We start from the raw sequence: 19,660 nt of genomic DNA, 5'->3' as shown, positions 1-19,660 counted from the left end.
GGGTCCGTCACCCGCATACGGCCGCATACCGGCTCGCATCGTGCGTCTTTACGCAACGACGGCGATTGCCTTGGCGCTTGGCCTCGGCTTTGCCGGAACGGTTTCGGCGCAGGACATCAGTGGCCTGACGGAGCGCATGGCCGGCACCGTGCCGAGCGATTCGCAGATGCTGCTCGAGGCAGATACGCTGGTCTACGACATCGACGCCGACATGGTGACGGCGGTCGGCGGCGTGCGAATCGACTACGCCGGCAACAAACTCGTCGCCCAGAAAGTCAGCTACAACCGCAAAACGTCTCGCCTGGTGGCGAGTGGCGGCGTCCAGATCATCGACAGCAGCGGCACCAAGGTCTTTTCCGACGAGATCGACATCACCGACGACTTCGCTGACGGATTCGTCAATGCGTTGCGTGTCGAGACGATCGACAAGACCTACTTCGCCGCGGAGAGCGCCAAGCGCGAGGGCGGCCTCGTGACGACCTTCAACAATGGCGTCTACACCGCCTGCGCACCTTGCGAAGAGCAGCCCGACCGCGCTCCGGTCTGGCGCATCAAGGCGAAGAAGATCATCTGGAACGGCAAGACCCAGACGATCCGCTTCGAACAATCGCGCTTCGAGTTCTTCGGTTTCCCGATCGCCACTTTGCCGGCCTTCGAGATTGCCGACCCCACGGTCAAGCGCAAGAGCGGGTTTCTGTTCCCGAGCTTCACCGGCGGCTCCGATCTCGGCTACGGCGTTTCGGTTCCGTATTATTGGGCGATTTCGCCGACCACAGACCTGACGCTCACCGGTACCGGCTACACGCAGCAGGGTTTCCTCGGCGAGGCCGAATGGCGCCAGCGTTTCGACAACGGCCAATACAGCCTCAAGGTCGCCGGCATCTACCAGGCGGACCCGGGAAGTTTCAACGACCAGAACACCGTCAATTCGGGACCGACAGGCGATCCCAATCACTGGCGCGCGATGGTAGGATCGAAAGGCAGCTTCGACATCAATCCGCGCTGGCAGTTCGGCTGGGATATCCTCTACCAGAGCGACAAGAATTTCTCGAAGACCTATGGGATCGAAGGCTACCAGGCCTACGTGCATCGTTCGGAAATCTACCTGACCGGCTTGAACGACCGTAACTTCTTCGATCTGCGAGGGATGAAGTTCGACGTTCAGGAGGACGTGCTGGATTCTAGCCCGTACTCGATCGACGACTTTCAGCCGTGGGTGCTGCCGAGCTTCGACTACAGTTATATCCCCGACGAGCCCATCGGCGGTGGCGAATTGCGGTTCGACGTCAACGCCCGTTCCATCTATCGGTCGCGCCTCGACGATTCGACCTTCGACCAGAACGAGACGAATCGCGACGACCTTGTCCAGGGCATCGAGGGGTATTCGAGCAGGCTAACTGCCGAGGCCGAGTGGAAACGCTCCTTTATTACCGATGGCGGGCTGGTGGTAACGCCTCTGTTGCAGTTCCAGGCCGACACGACCTATGTAAATCAATCGCAGGCTTCGATCGACGCCGTAAACGCGCTCGCCACCACGCCTGGCGCCATGGCACCGGTGGATATAAGGTCCGACTACAACCGCGTGATGGCGACCGCCGGCATGGAAATGCGTTGGCCTGTCCTGTTTTCGAGCGCCAACTCCTCGCATGTGGTGGAGCCGATGGCACAGCTCTTCGCCCGCCCGGACGAGAGATACAGTTCGGCATACAGCATACCGAACGAGGACGCCCAAAGCTTCGTGTTCGACGCCGCCACGCTTTTCGAACGCGACAAATTCTCCGGCTATGACCGGGTCGAGGGTGGAACCCGCGCCAATATCGGTCTTCGCTACACTGGCAGCTACGACAATGGCTGGGCGACAAACGCGCTGTTCGGCCAATCCTATCACCTCGCCGGGGACAACTCCTTCGCCTCCCCCGATTTCGTCCATGCCGGCGCCGAATCCGGGCTTGAAACGGATACCTCGGACTATGTCGGTCTTATCGGTTTCGCCGCGCCGTTCGGGCTGTCGGCCTCGCTGAGTGGCCGCTTCGACGAGCAGACCTTCGAACTTCGCCGCACCGAAGCAAAAGCGGGTTATGTAAGCGGGCCGCTGAGCCTTACCAGCAATTATACTTTCATCCAGGCCCAGCCGCTCTACGGCTACGCCGACGACCGCCACGAAGTCAGCGCTGGAGCTTCGCTGCGCTTCAACGAAAACTGGCGCGTGTTCGGTTCCGGAACCTATGATCTTCAGGCCGACACCATGGTTTCCGATACGATCGGACTCGCCTATGATGACGAGTGTTTCGCTTATGCGTTCACCATGTCGGATTCGCGCGATGTCGAGGGTGACGATAGCGACGAGCGGCGATTCGGGTTCAGCATTTCGCTGCGGACGCTCGGCGACATCGGCAACGGCACGACCTCGTTCCAACAAACGAACGCAAGTTCGTTTGTCCGATAGTTGCCGTCGTTATAGGCAATTCTCTCGGGCGTCATGGTTTCGCCCCAGATGTCCGGCATCGACCGGAAAAGAAAGCTGAAGGGAAAGAAACGGAACCTTGGGATGGCCTCCGTGAGAAAGACGCTTCTATCGCTGAATGCTGCCCTGTTCGTCGCGGTGGCGGCGATGTCCGTTCCGGTGAGCGGATACGTCCATGCGGCGAGCGAGATCAAATTCGTCGTCAACGGCGTGCCAGTGACGGACTACGACATCCAGCGCCGCGCCGCCTTCCTGAAGCTGCAGCGCAAGAAGGGCAATCTGACCCAGCTTGCAGGCGATGAGATGGTGGACCAGACGCTGAAGCGCGCCGAGACCGCGCGTCTTGGTATCAAGGTGCCGGACGACGCCGTCAACGCAGCCTACGCCCGCTTCGCAAAATCCAACAAGATGACGACGGCGCAGTTGAACGGTGTTCTCGACAAGGCCGGGGTGACCGCGCCGCACTTCAAGGAATACATCCGTACCCAGCTAGGGTGGAATCAGGCGCTGTCGTCCCGCTACAAAGCGCAGGGCGGCACCATGAGCGAACAGGACGTGGTGCGCCGCATGCTCGAGAAAGGCGGCAACAAGCCGTCGGCGACCGAATACATGTTGCAGCAGGTCATTTTTGTCGTTCCGGCATCCGAGCGCGGGTCGATCGGAAAGCGCAAGAAGGAAGCCGAGGCGATGCGTCAGCGCTTCACCGGCTGCGACAGCACCCGCGAGTTCGCCAAGGGGCTGATCGATGTGACGGTGCGCGACCTCGGCCGGGTGCTTGCGCCCGAGTTGCCGACGGAGTGGGCCGAGCAGATCAAGGCTACCAAGATCGGCGGTGCGACGCCTGTCCGGGAAACGGATCGCGGCGTGGAGTTCATCGGCATATGCCGCACCCGCGAAGTCTCAGACGACCGTGTCGCGAAGTCAGTTTTCCAGGCCGAAGGCAGCGAAGAAGACCAAGCCGGCGAACTCGACAAGAAATACACGGCCGAATTGCGCGAACGCGCCAAGATCGTCCAGCGTTGATTTTACGGCATCCGCGCTCTCGGGCGCGGAAGATGATTGCGAAGCGGCCGCAGTGCATGCCTTTTCGCGCCGTCGAACAGGGTCTCCAGGCTTCCTCATGGGTTCGCCGCATCAATTGCCGCTGGCGCTTACGGCCGGCGATCCGGCCGGCATCGGCCCCGACATCGCATTGGCGGCCTGGCTGCGGCGGCGGGCCGGCGTTCCATGTTTTTATCTGCTCGGCGACCCGGCGATGCTTTCGGACAGGGCAAAACGCCTCGACATCGGCGTGCCGATCAAAGAGGTCGAACCGGCGGATGCCCGCAAAACATATGCACTGGCGTTGCCCGTCGTACCGCTGGCGGCGCGGTTCGCAGATCGTCCGGGCAAGCCGGAAATTGCCAATGTGCCGGGCATCATCGAATCGATCGACCGGGCCGTCGCGGACGCATTCGATGGCCGTGCCTCGGCGGTCGTCACCTCCCCTATTGCCAAGAAGGTTCTGTACGATGGCGGGTTCAGGTTTCCCGGCCATACCGAATATCTCGCCGAACTGGCGAACATCCGGACCGGCGGCGCGTCGCGTCCGGTGATGATGCTGGCCGGGCCGGAGCTTCGCACCGTGCCGGTGACCATCCACATCCCGCTTGCCGACGTGCCATCGAAACTGACCGAACACGACATCGTCGACATCGGCCGCATCGTTGCCGGCGAGCTTGAACGGCGCTTCGGCATTCTCCGCCCTCGCCTGGCGGTCGCCGGCCTCAATCCGCATGCCGGCGAAGAAGGTTCGATGGGGATGGAGGACGAGAGGATCGTGCGACCGGCGGTCGAAGTGCTGATTCGCGACGGTATCGATGCGCGCGGGCCGCTGCCGGCCGACACGCTCTTCCACAGCCGCGCGCGAAAAACCTATGACGCGGCGATCTGCATGTATCATGACCAGGCGCTGATACCGGCGAAGACGCTGGCCTTCGACGAGGCGGTCAATGTCACGCTCGGCCTGCCCTTCATCCGCACCTCGCCCGACCACGGGACCGCTTTCGACATCGCCGGCAGCGGCCAGGCGAAGCCCGACAGCCTGATCGCGGCGCTGCGCCTTGCCGGGCAAATGGCGGTGCGGACCGTGGCATGAGCCTCACCCTGGACGGCCTGCCGCCACTGCGCGAGGTGATCGAACGCCACGGGCTTCAGGCGAAAAAATCGCTCGGGCAGAATTTCCTTCTCGACCTGAACCTGACGGGAAAGGTGGCTCGTGCCGCCGCTCCGCTCGATGATGTGACGGTGATCGAGGTCGGCCCAGGCCCAGGTGGCCTGACCCGCGCGCTGCTGATGCATGGGGCCAAGCGCGTCGTGGCTATCGAACGCGACGAACGCTGCCTGGCGGCGCTGGAAGAAATATCCGCGCATTATCCGGGTCGGCTGGAAGTGGTGGCGGCGGACGCACTGAAGACCGACATGGCGGCGCTGGCGCCAGGCGAGCCGGTCAAGATCGTCGCCAACCTTCCCTACAATATCGGCACCGAACTGTTGGTCCGCTGGCTGACGCCGGCGGAATGGCCACCCTTCTGGCGGTCGCTGACCCTGATGTTCCAGAAGGAGGTAGCACAACGTATAGTCGCCGCGCCCGGCAGCGACGCCTATGGGCGGCTCGGTGTGCTGTCAGGCTGGCGTTGCAAGGCCGACATCGCCTTCGACATTCCGGCGCGCGCGTTTACGCCGCCGCCGAAGGTGACGTCGTCGGTCGTGTATCTCGAACCGCGCGCGACGCCCCTGCCCGCCGACATGCGCAAGCTGGAGCGCATCACCGAGGCGGCCTTCGGCCAGCGGCGAAAGATGCTGCGGCAGAGCCTGAAAAGCCTGGGCGGAGAGGCACTGCTGGAAAAATCCGGCATTGACGCGACACGACGGGCCGAGACTTTGAGCGTGGAAGAGTTCGTGCGGTTGGCGAGCACGATTTGAAGGACGGGGCCATTCCGCTCGATCGTCCCGAGCCCTTGGCAGGCGCGGAGGATCAGACTTTCTCGTCGAGCAATCCGGAAACGAAGTCGAACAGCCCCGGCCGGCGGTCGCGGCGCAGGCGCTCGGCGGTGACGATCGCCTTGACCTGCGAAAACGCGCGGTCGAGATCGCGGTTGATCACCACATAGTCATAGTCGCGCCAGTGCTCGATCTCCACCCTGGCATTGTCGAGCCGCCGCGCTATCACATCCTCCGAATCCTCGGCGCGGCGCTTCAGCCGGCTCTTCAGTTCGGTCATGGACGGCGGCAGGATGAAAATGGAGACGATGTCGGCCCGCATCTTGTCCTTCAATTGCAGCGCGCCTTGCCAGTCGATGTCAAACAGCATGTCGCGGCCTTCGGCCATCGCCGCCTCGACCGGTTCGCGTGGCGTGGCGTAGCAATTGCCATGGACTTCCGCCCATTCCAGCAGCGCATCCGAATCGCGCAGGCGATCGAACTCGCGCTGCGAGACGAATCGATAGTGGACGCCGTCGATCTCGCTGCCGCGGCGGGAGCGTGTCGTAACGCTGACGGAAAGGCTGAGTTCGTGATCGCTCTCGAGGAGATTGCGTGCAATCGTCGACTTGCCCGCACCCGACGGCGAAGACAGCACCAGCATCAAGCCGCGGCGGCGAATGCCCGCTATCTGCTGTCCCGTCTCCATCCCTACTCCAAATTCTGAACCTGTTCGCGAAACTGGTCCACGACCGCCTTCAGCTCCAGGCCGATGGCGGTGATCGCCCCCGCATTCGACTTAGAACACAACGTGTTTGATTCGCGATTAAATTCCTGCGCCAGGAAATCGAGCTTGCGGCCGATCGGTCCGCCGGCGGCGAGCAGCGCGCGGCCGGATGCAATATGCGTCGTGAGCCGATCGATCTCCTCGCGAATGTCGGCCTTGGTGGCGAGGAATGCGGCCTCCATGTGCAGGCGGCTCTCGTCAAGGCCGGCACTGGCATCCATTAGCAGAGCCACCTGCTCGGCCAGCCGCGCTCGGATCGACGCCGGTTCGCGCGAGGGATCCGCCTCGGCCCGGGCAACCAGCGCCTCGATCGCGTCGATATGACCGAGGAGCAACTCGCCGGTTGCCTGCCCTTCCGCTTGTCGGGCCTTTGCAAGATCGGCGATGGCGTGCTCGAAGGTGCCAAAGATGGCCGCGTCGAGCCCGGCGCGCGTCTCCTCGGTCTCCAGCGTGTCCGCAGGTTCGAGCACGCCGCGCAGCGCAAGCAAGCCGTCGGCGCTGGCGGGAGCCGTTCCGAACTGTTCCTGAAGCCGTTTGGCGAGCCCCGCGAGATCCTTCAGGAACGCCTCATTGATCACAGGCTGCGTTGTACCGCCGCCAACCTTGCCGATGGTCAGCGTCGCCTGGAAATTGCCGCGCGCGAACCGTTTCTGGAGCGACTGCCGCACGCCCTGCTCGAGACGCTCGTAGCCGGGCGGGAGCCGCAGTCTTATCTCGATCGTCTTGCCGTTGACCGATTTCAACTCCCAGGCAATGGAGGTTCCATTTGCCTCGCCCGTGGCGCGGGAAAAGCCGGTCATGCTTTGAAGGGTCATCGAGAGGCATTCCTTCCGGCTAAGACTCTAACGCCGGAAGTCAGGCGCCTCCGCGATAACGTCATGTCAGACATCCCGATACCGGGTCGACAGGATCGCGTCCAGCCGTGCAAGCGCCGTAGGGAATGGGTATGAAGTCAGCCGAACCGGCTGCCTGCGCCCATTGCGAGGCGTTGCCGCTATTGCGCCGTACCGTCGCCGGTCTTTGCGGCGTCACCGTCCTGCTGCTTCTGCATGGCCCGCCAGCGAGCAACGTTGCGGTTGTGCTCGTCGAGCGAACTCGCGAAGACGTGGCCGCCGGTGCCGTCGGCGACGAAATAGAGATCGTCCGTCTGCAACGGATTGGCGACCGCCTCAAGTGCCGCGCGCCCCGGATTGGCGATCGGCGTCGGCGGAAGCCCGTTGATGACGTAGGTGTTGTAGGGCGTCGGCTTCTCGATGTCGGATTGATATATCGGGCGATCCGCCGGCTTACCGGCGCCACCGAACAGACCGTAGATGATCGTCGGGTCGGACTGGAGCCGCATCTTCTTGCGCAGGCGGTTGACGAAGACGGACGCGACATGGGGGCGCTCGGAGTCGACGCCTGTTTCCTTCTCGACAATCGATGCCAGCGTGACGAACTCGTTCACGTCGGCGAGCGGCAGGTCGGGCGCGCGCTTCGCCCATACCTCGTCAATCAGGGCCTGCTGCTGCTGCTGCATCTTGGCGATCATCGTCTTGCGGTCGGCGCCGCGCGTGAAGCGCTGGGTGTCGGCCGCGAGGCTTCCTTCCGGCGGTATCTCGGACGGCATGGCGCCGCTCAGCGCATCATTGTCGGCAATCCGCCGCAACGCCTGCGCGACCGTCAGGCCTTCGGGGATGGTCAGCGAATGCATGATCGACTTGCCGCTCTGCAGCAGCTTTATGATGTCGCGCATAGATGCGCCGGCGGGCACCTCGTATTCGCCCGCCTTCAGCGTCTCGTCACCTCCATAGGCGCGGTGGCCGAGGCGGAAGATCAACGCATCGCTGATCAGGTCGTTCTGTTCGAGTTGCGCGGCAATCTGCGCCGTGCCGGTGCCCTCCTTGACCAGGAAAGTCTTGGCCACGGTTGCCGGACCCGGAGCGTTGAAGGCCTCCTTGCCGATGTAAACCGCGACGCCCGCTGCGATGACCATCAGCATCACCAGCGACACGACCAGATTCATGAACACGACGATCTGGTTGCGCGAGGCGCGCGAGCGCCGCGATGACGGTGGCGGCGTTCCCTTTTCAGGACGAAGCGCCTCGCTGGCCGTCTTGGCCGCAGCCGGTTTGGGCGGCTCCGCCTGCCGGCCGAATTCGGCAGTGTTGGTTTGAGTTTCGCTCATTGCCGTAGCCTGGGGCCTCTATACTGCCGCGCCGATCTCCCGCCGGGGAGACTAGGCGCGAATATGGCAAAATTCACGGCAGACCGAAGCGACGCGACGTCAGCCCTCGAAGCGCTGGAACACCAGCGACGCGTTGGTGCCCCCGAAACCGAAGGAATTCGACAGCGCGACATCGACCTGGCGCTGCCGCGGCTTATGCGGAACGAGATCGATTGCCGTCTCGCGTTCCGGATTGTCGAGGTTGATGGTCGGCGGCACAATGTTGTCGCGGATGGACAGCACCGAGAAGATCGCTTCCGCGGCACCCGCCGCTCCCAGCAGGTGTCCGATCGCCGACTTGGTCGACGACATCGAAATCTTCAACGCCGCGTTGCCGACCAATCGCTCGACCGCGCCAAGCTCGATCGTGTCGGCCATGGTCGACGTGCCGTGGGCGTTGATGTAGTCGATGTCCGCCGGCTGCAGGCCAGCCCGCTTGATGGCGGCGCTCATGCACCGGAAGGCGCCATCGCCGTCCTCGGCCGGAGCGGTGATGTGATAGGCGTCGCCGGTAAGGCCGTAGCCGACAACCTCGGCGTAGATTTTCGCGCCGCGCGCCTTGGCGTGTTCGAGTTCTTCAAGCACCACCACGCCGGCGCCCTCGCCCATGACGAAACCGTCGCGATCGCGGTCGAAGGGGCGCGAGGCGGTTTGCGGCTGCTCGTTGCGGTCTGTCGACAGCGCCCGGCAGGCCGCGAAACCAGCCATCGAAAGTCGCGTCACCGGAGCCTCGGCACCGCCGGCCAGCATGACGTCGGCGTCGCCGAACATGATCAGCCGGGCCGCGTCGCCGATGGCGTGCGCGCCGGTCGAGCAGGCGGTGACGACCGCGTGGTTCGGCCCCTTGAGGCCGTGACGGATCGAGACCTGGCCAGAAACCAGATTGATGATGTTGCCTGGGATGAAGAACGGGCTGATGCGGCGCGGGCCGCGATCCTTGAGCAGCAGCGCATTGTCGGCGATGCCGTCGATGCCGCCGATGCCCGAACCGATCATGACGCCGGTGGCGTTGCGGTCCTCGGTGGACTTCGGCTCCCAGCCGGCATCCTTCAACGCCTCGTCAGCGGCTGCGATGCCATAGAGGATGAAGTCGCCGATCTTGCGAAGCTCTTTCGGCTCCAGATAGGACTCGGGATGGAATGTGTGGTCGCTGCCGTCGCCGCGAGGAATGACGTGCGCGATCTTGCAAGCGATGTCTTCGACTTCGAAGGTCGTGACCCGCCGGCAGGCACTCCTGCCGGCAAGGATCTGCTCCCAGGTATGGTCCACGCCAACGCCGAAAGGCGACAGCAGACCCAGACCCGTAACCACGACACGCCTCATCGCAGTCTCCCGATGCGCTGATGGCATGTCGAGCGGATCAGGCAGAGGCTTTGTCGATGTACTTCACCGCGTCGCCGACGGTGAGGATGGTCTCGGCCGCGTCGTCCGGAATCTCGACGCCGAACTCTTCCTCGAAGGCCATGACGAGTTCGACCGTGTCCAGGGAGTCCGCGCCCAGATCATCGATGAAGCTCGCAGATTCCGTCACCTTGTCGGCTTCAACGCCGAGATGCTCGACCACGATCTTCTTGACGCGCTCTGCGGTGTCACTCATGTTGGCTTCCTCGTATCAAGTTGTGTGTCTTCGTTAGCGGGCGGATTGCCGCTAATCAAGCTGAAAGATGACGTTTGCCGGAACGCGCCGGTCACGGTCATGAATTGACCATCCGCCGCCAGTATGATCGCGCATTACACGAAAGCTTGAAGGCATCCAAGGCGAAAAGCCGCATTCAGCGGCCCAATGGGCTGACTTTGCGTCAGCCGGCTCAGATCATCGCCATGCCGCCATTGACGTGGATCGTCTGGCCTGTGACGTAGGCGGCCTCGCCCGAGGCCAGGAAGGCAACCGCCGCCGCAACCTCGGCGCCGGTGCCCATGCGCCTGGAGGGAATCGCGGCCATGATCGCGTCCTTCTGCTTGTCGTTCAGCTTGTCGGTCATCGCCGATTCGATGAAGCCCGGCGCCACGCAGTTGACGGTCACGTTGCGGGTGGCAATCTCCTGGGCGAGCGATTTCGTGAAGCCGATCATGCCGGCCTTCGACGCGCAATAGTTCGCCTGCCCCGGATTGCCGGTGACACCCACCACTGACGTTATGTTGACGATGCGGCCGTTGCGACGGCGCATCATCGGATGCGTCAGTTCGCGGGTCAGCCGGAACACGGCGGTGAGATTGACCTCGATCACCGAATCCCAGTCGGCATCGGCCATGCGCACGAACAGACCGTCCTTGGTGATGCCGGCATTGTTGACGAGGATGTCGACGCCTTCGAGGTCGGCTTCCGCCTTCTGACCGAGCGCCTTCACCTCATCGCGATTGGTCAGGTCGGCGGGAAACAGTTTTACCCGATCACCGAGATCGGCGGCCAGCGCCTCGAGCTTTTCCACGCGCGTCCCGTGGAGCCCGACGATGGCGCCTTGCGCATGCAGCACCCGCGCGATCGCCTCGCCTATGCCGCCGCTCGCACCGGTGATCAGCGCCTTGCGGCCGGTGAGTTCGAACATTTTTGCGTCTCCGATATCGTCGATCTTGTTTGCAAGCGATCTGCCATCGACCGTATCGCCCACCGCGGATTTCCGCTCAGTTAACCCAAATTGCCACCTGTTGCGATCTTATGACAGATTCGCCAAGCACAAGTTTGGCATCCGCCGGACAGCCCCAATCCGGCCCGCCATAGTTGAAGCAAAAAGTATATCCGCCGCGCCGGCGGATCCGAACATGCTCCGGCAGGTCCAGCATTTCCAGTCCCGCCTCTTCAACTGCATATTTCATGACCGATGCAAGGAGTTTTTCGTCCGGCCAGCAGGCCAGGTAGAGAGAGCGCCCTTTCGCGATCAGCGCAGGGTCGCCGCTTTCGAAACGACCAAGGACGTCGGCGTCGGTCTCGACATATTCGCGCCAACGGACGGCATTGCCGGTGACATTCCCGTCGACTGCATCATGAAGACCGGGCCGAAGCGAAGCGACTTGCGTAATGCGCACATCCGTGAGCTCCGCGAGCGGGCCGGTCGGCAGGTTGGCAGGGATCGCGCAATTCCAGGTCTTCGAGCCACTGCGCGATCCGAAGACAATCACGGCTTCGCACGCCTCCAACGCCGCGAGCGCAGCCTGCGTGATGATCGGCAGCGACGGGACCAGCACCAGCGCATAACCGTCGAGCGCCGCGCCGGGCGCGACAAAATCGACGTCCAGGCCAAGGCGGCGCGCGGCTTCGTACCAGCGGAAAACCAGTTCCGGGAACCTAAAATCCTGGCCCTGCGGCAGCACGCGTAACACCCATGCAGCCTCATAGTCGTAGACGATTGCCACACGCGCCTGCCCTGGCTCTGGCAGGCGACCTATCGTTTCGAGCTCGCGGCCGACAGCCGTCGCTTCATGGCCGCCGATGGAAAGGCCGGGCAAGTTCAGGCCGGCGTGAAACTGCTCCTGCGCGAATGGTGCCTGGCGCCAACGGAAGTAACTCACCACTTCCGCGCCGTGAGCCAGAGCCTCCCAGGTCCACAGGCGCACCATTCCGGGCTTCGGCACGGGGTTCCACGGCGCCCAGTTCACCGGTCCGGGCTGCTGTTCCATCACCCAGAATCGGCCTCGGCCGATGCCGCGATAGAGATCGTGGTTGAACGGCGCGATGTCGGGATGAGAGGTCTCGGCCCAGCGGCAACGCTCCTCTTCGGTGGGCAGAAACGATTCGGCGAGCCCGAGCGGGTAGGAATCGTGGGATGCGAAATCGAGTGCGTTGCCGACCTTCCAGCTATCGAACCCGTTGGAAAAGCCCATGAAATTGTGGGTGATCCAGCGTCCGGGGGAATGCGCGCGGACAATCTCGCATTGCATCAGATTGTAGGCGGCGATCTCGTCCGACTTGAAACGCCAGAAATCCAGCCGCGCCGCCGGATTTGGGTCCGCCACCGTCATCGCCGGCAATGGCACCTCGTCGAAACGGCGAACCTCCATCGACCAGAAGACGTTGCCCCATGCTTCGTTAAGTTGGTCAGCAGTCTGGTAGCGGCGACGCAGCCAGTCGCGGAACCCCTTCAAGTCCTCCGGCCCCCACGAAAACACCGTCCCGTGGCAGCCATATTCATTGTCGGTCTGCCAGCCGACCAGCGCCCGATGCTGCCCGAAATGCCGGGCGATCGTCTCCACGATGCGACGGGTTTCACCTCGCCAGACGTCGGACGAAAAATTGTAATGCCGCCGGCCGCCGAAGCCGTATGACCGGCCCTGCTCGTCGATGGGTGCGATTTCGGGATGCTCGTCCATCAGCCATTTGGGCGGCGCCGCGGTCGGCGTGCCGAGGACGATCTTGAGCCCGGCTTCGCCGAGCACATCCATAGCGCGATCGAGCCAACCGAAATCAAAGGCGCCGCGGCTTGGTTCAAGCCGCGACCAGGCAAACTCACCAATGCGCACGAACGAAATGCCCATTTCGCGCATGCGCCGCGCATCATCCGGCCACCACGCTTCCGGCCAGTGTTCCGGATAGTAGCAGACACCGAGCATGTTCGGTTCCCCAGGGGTTTCTGCCAGCACGGCTGCCGGAGTTGGAGGACCAGCCCTGCTAGCCCAATGCAGCCAGCGCCGCCTCGACATCCGCCGGGGTGCCTATATTGGCGGTGGCGATCTCGCGGTCGATGCGGCGGGCCAAACCCGAAAGCACCTTGCCGGCGCCGACTTCGTACAATGTCACCGGCGCGCGGGCGCCGAACCATTCGACGGTCTCGCGCCAGCGCACCCGGCCGGTGACCTGCTCGACCAGCCGCGTTGCGATGAGTTCGGGATCGGACAGGGGCTGGACCGAGACGTTGGAAACGACCGGCACCGACGGATGGGTCTTAGTCACTTTCGCCAGGGCTTCGCGCATCGCATCGGCGGCGGGCGCCATCAGCGCCGAGTGGAAGGGCGCCGAGACCGAAAGCATCAGCGCCCGCTTCGCTCCCATTTCCGTGCAGCGCTTCGCGGCGTGCTCGACCGCGGCCCTGGCGCCGGAAATGACCAACTGGCCGCCGCCATTGTCGTTGGCGATCTGGCATGTCGAGCTTTCCGACGCCTCGGCGCAGGCGGCTTCTACGGAATCCTGGTCTAGCCCAAGGATGGCCGCCATGGCGCCCTCGCCGACCGGAACAGCCGCCTGCATGGCATTGCCGCGAATGCGCAGCAGCCGCGCGGTGTCGGCGACGGAGAACATGCCCGCCGCTGCCAAAGCCGAATATTCGCCAAGCGAATGGCCGGCCACGTAGGACACCTTGTCCTTCAGCGAAAAGCCGCGCGCTTCCAGCGCACGCAACGCAGCCAGCGACACCGCCATCAGGGCCGGCTGTGCGTTCGCGGTCAGGGTAAGCGCGTCTTCCGGCCCCTCCCAGATGATTTTCGAGAGCTTTTCCCCCAGCGCCTCGTCGACTTCGTCGAAGACCGCTTTCGCTTCCGGAAAGGCCTCTGCAAGGTCCCTGCCCATGCCAACAGCCTGGCTTCCCTGGCCTGGGAAGGTGAATACGATCGTCATGGCAGTCCGGTCCTTGCTGCTTTTCTTGCCTAGCCCTGTCGCGCGAGGGCGCCGCCAAAGTCAAGACCGGCAAGGGACAATCGGTCGCATCCTTCTCTCCAGATTCTTTTGCCGGCGCTGAAAATCCTTCTAAATTTGGTCACAGGCTCTGGATTTTTGTGACGCGAGGATGACATTACCGTGACGGGTGCATGACAGTCGCCCATCCATGAGTTCGGGGAAGCGCGCCTTGGGTTTTCAGACGCGGAGATCGCAGCCGTTTCGGCAGCAAGGATCGGCAGGTGGCGACACTCCGGAAAAGCGCTGGAGCACCATGCGATTCTGCGGCTCGACGCTGGTCACCCTGCTGGTCGCGGCGCTGCTGGTGTTTGCCGTTGAACTGGTCGCGCGCGGCTCGCTGGCGCAGACGTTGGACTTTTTCCAGCAACCGTTCCGGCCCGGCTGGACGACGGTGGCGCTGTTTGCGCTGCTGATCGTGTTCTTCGACGCTCTGCTCGGGCGGCCCTATCACGCGCTGTTCGTGATCGCGCCGGTGGCGATCGGGCTCGCCTTCGTCGGTCACCAGAAGGCGTTTTATCTCGGCGATCCGCTCTATCCCACAGACTTCCTCTATGCGCGGCAGATCGTCGAGCTGATGCCGCTTCTCGTCCGCCAGCGGCCGGTCGCTGCGATCGGCTTCACGCTTGCTGCAATCGCGGCTGTCGCGTTTCTGGTGGCCGCGTGGCGCTTCCGCTGCAAGCGTGCCCCGCGGCTGACCTTCAAGGCGCGGGCCTCGCGGCTGGTGCTGGCGTTGCCCGCGCTCATCTTCTTCGGCTCGATCATGGACTACGCGACCTTCTCCTGGGCACGCGACCGGCTGCAGATCTCGCCGGTGATGTGGGACCAAAAGGAAAACTACAACAGCAACGGTTTTGCCATAGCCTTCGCGCTCAACGTGCCGATGGCGAAGGTCGGCGCGCCGAAGGATTATTCGGAGGACGCCATGAAGGCGATCCTCGGGCAGAAACTGGCGCCAGTGGTCGTGCCTGAGGACAGGCCCGACATCATCATGGTGATGAGCGAATCCTTCTGGGATCCGACGCGGCTGCCGAAGACCACGATCACGCCCGATCCGATTCCCACCGTGCGCGCACTCCAATCCGGAAATATGCTGTCGCCCGAATTCGGCGGCATGACCGCCAATGTCGAGTTCGAGGCGCTGACCGGTTTTTCCAATGCCTTCCTGCCCTACGGCAGCATCCCCTACCAGCAATATGTCCGCACCCCGATGCCTTCGCTGGCCAAATTCCTGAAAAGCGAGGGCTACGACACGCGCGCCTTTCATCCCTATGCCGGATGGTTCTGGAACCGGGCGACGGTCTATGGCGATTTCGGCTTCGACCGTTTTCTCTCGGAAGAGACGCTGCCTGTGCTGGAGAAACGCGGGCCGCTGGCAGCGGACACGGCCTTCATCGAGGAGATCATCGACAGCGCGGACCGGGCGAGCCGGCCCTTCTTCTATTTCGCGGTGACCTTGCAGGGGCACGGCCCCTATGAACCGAACCGCTATCCCGACTCCACGCTCGACGTGAAAAGTCCGATCAGCGCGGTTTCACAGGGGTCGCTGAAGACCTATGCGACCGGCGCCGCCGACGCCGACAAGAGCCTCGCCGAACTGATTGCGTGGGCAGAGAAACGCGAGCGGCACACGGTTATCGCCTTCTTCGGCGATCATCTGCCGCCGCTCGGGCCGGTCTATACCGAGACGGGTTTCATGAAAGACGTCGTCGCCGACCGCAACGCGCCGGTCGAGACCCTTGCCGCAGAGCATGAGACGCCGCTGGTCGTGTGGTCGAACCGCGGCGGTGCGGTGAAAAACATCGGCTCGATCAGCCCGGCCTTCCTGCCGCTCTACCTGATGCGCACGGCGGGTTTCAGCCATCCCTACTACACCGGCTTCCTCGGCGCAGTGCGCGACCGCTACGACGCCGTCGACCGCAACATGCTCGTCGCCAAAGAGGGCGAAGCGACGCCGAACTGGGCGCGGACCGAAACCGTCGACCCGCTGATCCGGGATTTCCGTTATCTCCAGTACGATCTGATCTTCGGCAAGCGGTTCGGCGAGGCGAAATTCTTCCCGGAATCGCAGAAGGTCGTCAGGCCGATGCCGCCGCCGGTCTGAGCGTCGGTCGTCAGCCGGTGAATTGCAGGGCGGCGATGATGCTCGAGATCGCGTTGAAGATTTCCTTCAGCTTGGCGGAATCATTGGTCGGGAAAAAGTATTCCGGCTTGGACGCGCAGTTCTTGTAGAGCGTAAGGTCGGAGGCGGCAGGGCTGGCGCCCAGCAGGATTGTGAAGATTTGCACGTCCTGTTGCTTCAGCTCGGCACAGACAGTCGATGTCCAGCTATTGACCTGCTTGATGGCAGCACCTGATTCCGTAGAACCCATGCGTTTCTCGCTAAGGAAGCCATAGGATCCATAGTCCGAGCCGAGGAATGTACTGCTTGCGCCGAATGTTTGACTTGTGCCGTTGCTGTGACCCCGTTTTGTCATCCGGCTGAGGCTGGAGTCCATGGTTGAGATTGGCGCATGTGCGCCGGTTGAGCAACGGACGATCGGCGGAGCTGGTCGGGGTTGCGCAGCCGATCGTGCGTTGCGGTCAGGGTCGCGGCATAGGCCGCGGGAGTAAGGTAACCGAGCGCCGAGTGCGGTCGTCGCTCGTTGTAGGCAGTGACCCACTTGGCGACCACCGATCGTGCGTGATCGAGATCGTAGAAGAGGGTCTCGTTCAAGAGTTCGTCGCGCATGCGGCCGTTGAAGGCTTCGCAGATGCCGTTCTGCATCGGCTTGCCGGGCGCGATGAAGTGCCAGGCGACACCGGCCGCCTGCGTCCAGGCGAGCATGGCGTTCGAGGTGAACTCGGTCCCGTGATCCGAGACGATCATGCCGGGCTTGCCCCGCCAGCAGATGATGCCGGCCAGTTCCCGCGCCACACGCCGCCCCGAGATCGAGGTGTCCGGGATTGCCGCCAGGCATTCCTTCGTCACGTCGTCGATGATGTTCAGGATGCGGAACCGACGCCCCGACGCGAACTGGTCGTGGACGAAATCGATCGACCAGCGCGCATTCGGCTTTGTCTCGACCAGGAGCGGCGCCCGTGTTCCCGTGGCGCGCTTGCGGCCACGTCGCCTTCGCACCGACAGGCCCTCCTCCCGGTAGAGCCTCTGCGTCTTCTTGCGGTTCACGACATGCCCTTCATGGCGCAGCAGCACATGCAGCCGCCGATAGCCGAAGCGTCGTTGTTCGCCCGCAAGCTCACGCAACCGCAGCCGCAGCACCGCATCAGCCGGTCGCCGTGACCGGTAGCGGATCATCTTGCGATCCGCGCAGATGACCTGGCACGCCCGCCGCTCGCTCATCCCGTAGGTCGTCTCGAGATGAGCGACAGCCTCCCGCCTGGCGACGGGCGTCAGAATTTTTTTGAGAGCAAATCCTTCAAGGCGACGTTGTCGAGCATGGCGTCAGCCAGAAGCCGCTTCAGCTTGGCATTCTCTTCCTCCAGGCCCTTAAGCCGCTTTGCATCCGACACATCCATGCCGCCATATCTCGCCTTCCAGGCATAGAAAGTTGCGCTGCTGATCCCGTGTTTGCGGCAGACATCGGCCGTGGGAACTCCCGCCTCCTGCTCGCGCAACACCGCGATGATCTGTTCTTCTGAAAACCTCGATCGCTTCATTGTCCGGTCCTTCTTGCGGTCCGGACTCTAGCCTCATCTGGTCGACATCAAAGGGGTCACAGCAATGCGAATACAACGGATACCCTTATCGAACGCTCGGTGAAACCCATTGAAAACCCTCATCCGTAGCTTGGCGTCTGGATCAATCTTTCCGCTTGGTTTGCGGCTCAACCATCAGATTTGATCAATTGCATCGACATCGATCGCTGCTGTGTACACAAATGCGAGCCGAGGGGTATCTCCGCCGACGTGCTCAAACTCCTTTATTTGGACCGTTGGACGCTTGAGGGATTCGAGGAAACTCATGGGAATTCGGAAACCATGTGTTTTGTCTGGAACGCTCAATGGAATTTGAGATTCTGACACCGGGGTTTCACCGTCGAAGAGAAGAACCTCCAGACTGTTCTCACGATATCCCAAGCGCGAGTCGCCGGGCGCAATGCCTGCAATCGTGAATCTCAGTTGCTTAGTGGGACGAAGTGGGTCTTCGTTCATTTCTGTGACGATGCCGTAGGCCAGCACGCGCTCGGGTGAAACTGACTGGAACACCCAGTGGGTAATTGGTGAGAGGTGGGCGTACGCTGCCGAGTGCGGTTGAAACCGCGCGAGGGCCAATTTCACCATGGGCGAGTAGGATGCCGTCTCCCCGAACTCGACGTCAGCGTAGTCGAGATCTTTGTCGAAGTCGCAGTAAACGGGAAAAGCTGCCACGTTGACGGTTTCGATCTCTCCTGGTGGCAGTTCAACCTGATCGTCAGCCCGCCTCAACTTTAGTAAAGGCGAGTTCGCATTTAACTCGTCATCGGCCGCCATTGAGGAGGGGACATCACGCTGCGCGGCCATCGCGGCCATCGTCCCTTTCTTGGCTATTTTGATTCCCGAGAAGCGCATTTGTGCATCGACTGCGGCATCGTCGACTGTAGGTTGGCGATCGAGTGCCTTGGTTAGCCAGATAGGATTGGTTCCCCATTGCGTGACGGCCACTTGATGTTCAGGATCGGCGTCGATCGCAATTGCCGTCGAACTTGCTTTCTGCGCGAAGACGACCCCTAGCCGCTCGTCCTCTCCCGACAAAAACCAGTTTCGACGCATGTAAACCCGGAGCCCTCGACGGACTTTTCGCTCGACGACGAGGCTCTCCCACGAGCCAGAAGGCTGCGCAATTGCCGGGTCCTCCCAGATCAGAATCGGAAGCACATAAACGACTTCGAGAGCCGGCGGCGGAGTGGTGTTGAGGATGTGGAAGACGTCGGATTTCTCCGAAGTGATCGTGATATTCGCGGAATCCGCCGTGAACTGGGGATCGTAGTATTCGCGGTACCTGGTGGTCGCCACCATGTGATACCTCACGGCATAGTGTTTGGTGGTAGGGAATTCGTGACGCTTGGCGAAGTCGACCGTGAGGTGGGACTCGTCCGGCGCGATTGTCAGGTCTGGAAGGTCGATATCCGAACTGAAGCAGATGTGCTGCCGCCGTTCCTTCCTCGGAAAAACAGGGAGCCCGGGTCCGTCGGAGTGCTCGTCCCACTCCGCGTATACATCGATGCGTCCTGTGCTGGCGCGATGGACTCGTAGCTCAGCATCGTGCAGCACGGTCGCTATCCCACCCGTAACGCGTGGCTCCACCGTCAGGGCCTGGCTGAACTTGAAGACAGGCTTCTCTTTGGGATCCTTGGGTGAAGCCACAAGCGGCTTCGGAACCGCGTGCACCAAATAGAGGTTCTTTTTCGGCGTGAGCGGCCAAAACTGACCCTGAGCGATTGCCTGCTCAAAGAAGGAGCGAAGATTGTTGATTTCCACTGAGAAGTGACCCAGTCGACGGAGGTTTTTCCATCGAGAATTGACCCATGTTTGAAGCTCCTCCCACACGGATTGTGTGGGGGACATCGGAGTGATCGACATGGAGTTATTGAGCGTCATCCGACGCTGGCACTACCGAGACCATCTTTCGATCCGCGACATCTCGCGCCGAACCGGACT

General features: G+C 62.5%; 16 protein-coding genes. 5 read left to right on the top strand and 11 right to left on the bottom strand.

The window, feature by feature from the left end:
* The first annotated feature begins 136 nt into the window (after nucleotides 1-136).
* From ABMA59_RS17520 to rsmA, 4 genes are all read left to right on the top strand, one after another.
* A complete protein-coding gene (locus ABMA59_RS17520; RefSeq protein WP_349006861.1) occupies nucleotides 137-2,446 on the top strand; it encodes an LPS-assembly protein LptD in 2,310 nt (769 codons plus the stop codon).
* Between the two features lie 102 nt (nucleotides 2,447-2,548).
* Entirely contained in the window at nucleotides 2,549-3,487 is a 939-nt protein-coding gene (locus tag ABMA59_RS17515; protein ID WP_349006670.1) for a peptidylprolyl isomerase, read from the top strand.
* 97 nt (nucleotides 3,488-3,584) lie between these two features.
* Nucleotides 3,585-4,601, top strand: coding sequence for a 4-hydroxythreonine-4-phosphate dehydrogenase PdxA (gene pdxA, locus ABMA59_RS17510; RefSeq protein ID WP_349006669.1), 1,017 nt, complete (start codon nucleotides 3,585-3,587; stop codon nucleotides 4,599-4,601).
* A complete protein-coding gene (gene rsmA, locus ABMA59_RS17505) occupies nucleotides 4,598-5,428 on the top strand; it encodes a 16S rRNA (adenine(1518)-N(6)/adenine(1519)-N(6))-dimethyltransferase RsmA (protein WP_349006668.1) in 831 nt (276 codons plus the stop codon). The genes pdxA and rsmA overlap by 4 nt, the downstream gene beginning before the upstream one ends.
* Nucleotides 5,429-5,480: 52 nt before the next feature.
* Here rsmA and gmk read toward each other — a convergent pair whose 3' ends face one another.
* The 8 genes from gmk to fabD form a co-directional block, all read right to left on the bottom strand.
* Nucleotides 5,481-6,134: a guanylate kinase gene (gene gmk / locus ABMA59_RS17500; protein WP_349006667.1), complete on the bottom strand. Its 654-nt coding sequence runs from the start codon at nucleotides 6,132-6,134 to the stop codon at nucleotides 5,481-5,483.
* A gap of 2 nt (nucleotides 6,135-6,136) precedes the next feature.
* Nucleotides 6,137-7,027: a YicC/YloC family endoribonuclease gene (locus tag ABMA59_RS17495; protein WP_349006666.1), complete on the bottom strand. Its 891-nt coding sequence runs from the start codon at nucleotides 7,025-7,027 to the stop codon at nucleotides 6,137-6,139.
* Nucleotides 7,028-7,206: 179 nt separating this feature from the next.
* A complete protein-coding gene (gene mltG, locus ABMA59_RS17490; protein WP_349006665.1) occupies nucleotides 7,207-8,379 on the bottom strand; it encodes an endolytic transglycosylase MltG in 1,173 nt (390 codons plus the stop codon).
* Nucleotides 8,380-8,478: 99 nt separating this feature from the next.
* The gene (gene fabF, locus ABMA59_RS17485; RefSeq protein ID WP_349006664.1) at nucleotides 8,479-9,741 is read right to left on the bottom strand and encodes a beta-ketoacyl-ACP synthase II; all 1,263 of its coding nucleotides are present in this window, start codon (nucleotides 9,739-9,741) and stop codon (nucleotides 8,479-8,481) included.
* Nucleotides 9,742-9,778: 37 nt separating this feature from the next.
* Entirely contained in the window at nucleotides 9,779-10,015 is a 237-nt protein-coding gene (locus ABMA59_RS17480; protein WP_308057390.1) for an acyl carrier protein, read from the bottom strand.
* A gap of 211 nt (nucleotides 10,016-10,226) precedes the next feature.
* Nucleotides 10,227-10,964 carry a 3-oxoacyl-[acyl-carrier-protein] reductase gene (gene fabG, locus ABMA59_RS17475; RefSeq protein ID WP_349006663.1) on the bottom strand — a complete coding sequence of 246 codons (738 nt, stop codon included), beginning with the start codon at nucleotides 10,962-10,964 and terminating at the stop codon, nucleotides 10,227-10,229.
* A 76-nt stretch (nucleotides 10,965-11,040) separates the two neighbouring features.
* Complete coding sequence (locus tag ABMA59_RS17470) at nucleotides 11,041-12,963, bottom strand: beta-galactosidase (protein WP_349006662.1); 1,923 nt, start codon at nucleotides 12,961-12,963, stop codon at nucleotides 11,041-11,043.
* Nucleotides 12,964-13,021: 58 nt separating this feature from the next.
* Nucleotides 13,022-13,963: an ACP S-malonyltransferase gene (gene fabD / locus ABMA59_RS17465; RefSeq protein ID WP_349006661.1), complete on the bottom strand. Its 942-nt coding sequence runs from the start codon at nucleotides 13,961-13,963 to the stop codon at nucleotides 13,022-13,024.
* 208 nt (nucleotides 13,964-14,171) lie between these two features.
* Between fabD and ABMA59_RS17460 the strand changes: the two genes are divergently transcribed.
* The gene (locus ABMA59_RS17460) at nucleotides 14,172-16,124 is read left to right on the top strand and encodes an LTA synthase family protein (RefSeq protein ID WP_425475936.1); all 1,953 of its coding nucleotides are present in this window, start codon (nucleotides 14,172-14,174) and stop codon (nucleotides 16,122-16,124) included.
* A 10-nt stretch (nucleotides 16,125-16,134) separates the two neighbouring features.
* On the opposite strand, the gene ABMA59_RS17455 is transcribed toward ABMA59_RS17460, so the two are convergent.
* From ABMA59_RS17455 to ABMA59_RS17445, 3 genes are all read right to left on the bottom strand, one after another.
* Complete coding sequence (locus tag ABMA59_RS17455) at nucleotides 16,135-16,392, bottom strand: hypothetical protein (RefSeq protein ID WP_349006659.1); 258 nt, start codon at nucleotides 16,390-16,392, stop codon at nucleotides 16,135-16,137.
* A gap of 101 nt (nucleotides 16,393-16,493) precedes the next feature.
* Nucleotides 16,494-17,680, bottom strand: a protein-coding gene (locus tag ABMA59_RS17450; protein ID WP_425475935.1) for an IS3 family transposase whose coding sequence is annotated in 2 segments (ribosomal slippage) — nucleotides 16,494-17,419 and nucleotides 17,419-17,680 — 1,188 coding nt in all. Because the reading frame shifts where the segments join, the coding sequence is not laid out codon by codon here.
* 174 nt (nucleotides 17,681-17,854) lie between these two features.
* Complete coding sequence (locus tag ABMA59_RS17445) at nucleotides 17,855-19,480, bottom strand: hypothetical protein (protein WP_349006657.1); 1,626 nt, start codon at nucleotides 19,478-19,480, stop codon at nucleotides 17,855-17,857.
* Nucleotides 19,481-19,660: the final 180 nt, after the last annotated feature.

It is taken from the genome of Mesorhizobium yinganensis (genome assembly GCF_040081985.1).
In the GTDB taxonomy this organism is placed as follows: Bacteria; Pseudomonadota; Alphaproteobacteria; order Rhizobiales; family Rhizobiaceae; genus Kumtagia; species Kumtagia yinganensis.
This window is presented reverse-complemented; position numbering and strand designations above follow the sequence as displayed.

Coding starts and splice junctions, on each gene's coding strand:
- ABMA59_RS17520 (WP_349006861.1), top strand. CDS start 137: ATGGCCGGCACCGTGCCGAGCGATTCGCAGATGCTGCTCGAGGCAGAT.
- ABMA59_RS17515 (WP_349006670.1), top strand. CDS start 2,549: ATGGCCTCCGTGAGAAAGACGCTTCTATCGCTGAATGCTGCCCTGTTC.
- pdxA (WP_349006669.1), top strand. CDS start 3,585: ATGGGTTCGCCGCATCAATTGCCGCTGGCGCTTACGGCCGGCGATCCG.
- rsmA (WP_349006668.1), top strand. CDS start 4,598: ATGAGCCTCACCCTGGACGGCCTGCCGCCACTGCGCGAGGTGATCGAA.
- gmk (WP_349006667.1), bottom strand. CDS start 6,134: ATGGAGACGGGACAGCAGATAGCGGGCATTCGCCGCCGCGGCTTGATG.
- ABMA59_RS17495 (WP_349006666.1), bottom strand. CDS start 7,027: ATGACCCTTCAAAGCATGACCGGCTTTTCCCGCGCCACGGGCGAGGCA.
- mltG (WP_349006665.1), bottom strand. CDS start 8,379: ATGAGCGAAACTCAAACCAACACTGCCGAATTCGGCCGGCAGGCGGAG.
- fabF (WP_349006664.1), bottom strand. CDS start 9,741: ATGAGGCGTGTCGTGGTTACGGGTCTGGGTCTGCTGTCGCCTTTCGGC.
- ABMA59_RS17480 (WP_308057390.1), bottom strand. CDS start 10,015: ATGAGTGACACCGCAGAGCGCGTCAAGAAGATCGTGGTCGAGCATCTC.
- fabG (WP_349006663.1), bottom strand. CDS start 10,964: ATGTTCGAACTCACCGGCCGCAAGGCGCTGATCACCGGTGCGAGCGGC.
- ABMA59_RS17470 (WP_349006662.1), bottom strand. CDS start 12,963: ATGCTCGGTGTCTGCTACTATCCGGAACACTGGCCGGAAGCGTGGTGG.
- fabD (WP_349006661.1), bottom strand. CDS start 13,963: ATGACGATCGTATTCACCTTCCCAGGCCAGGGAAGCCAGGCTGTTGGC.
- ABMA59_RS17460 (WP_425475936.1), top strand. CDS start 14,172: ATGAGTTCGGGGAAGCGCGCCTTGGGTTTTCAGACGCGGAGATCGCAG.
- ABMA59_RS17455 (WP_349006659.1), bottom strand. CDS start 16,392: ATGGGTTCTACGGAATCAGGTGCTGCCATCAAGCAGGTCAATAGCTGG.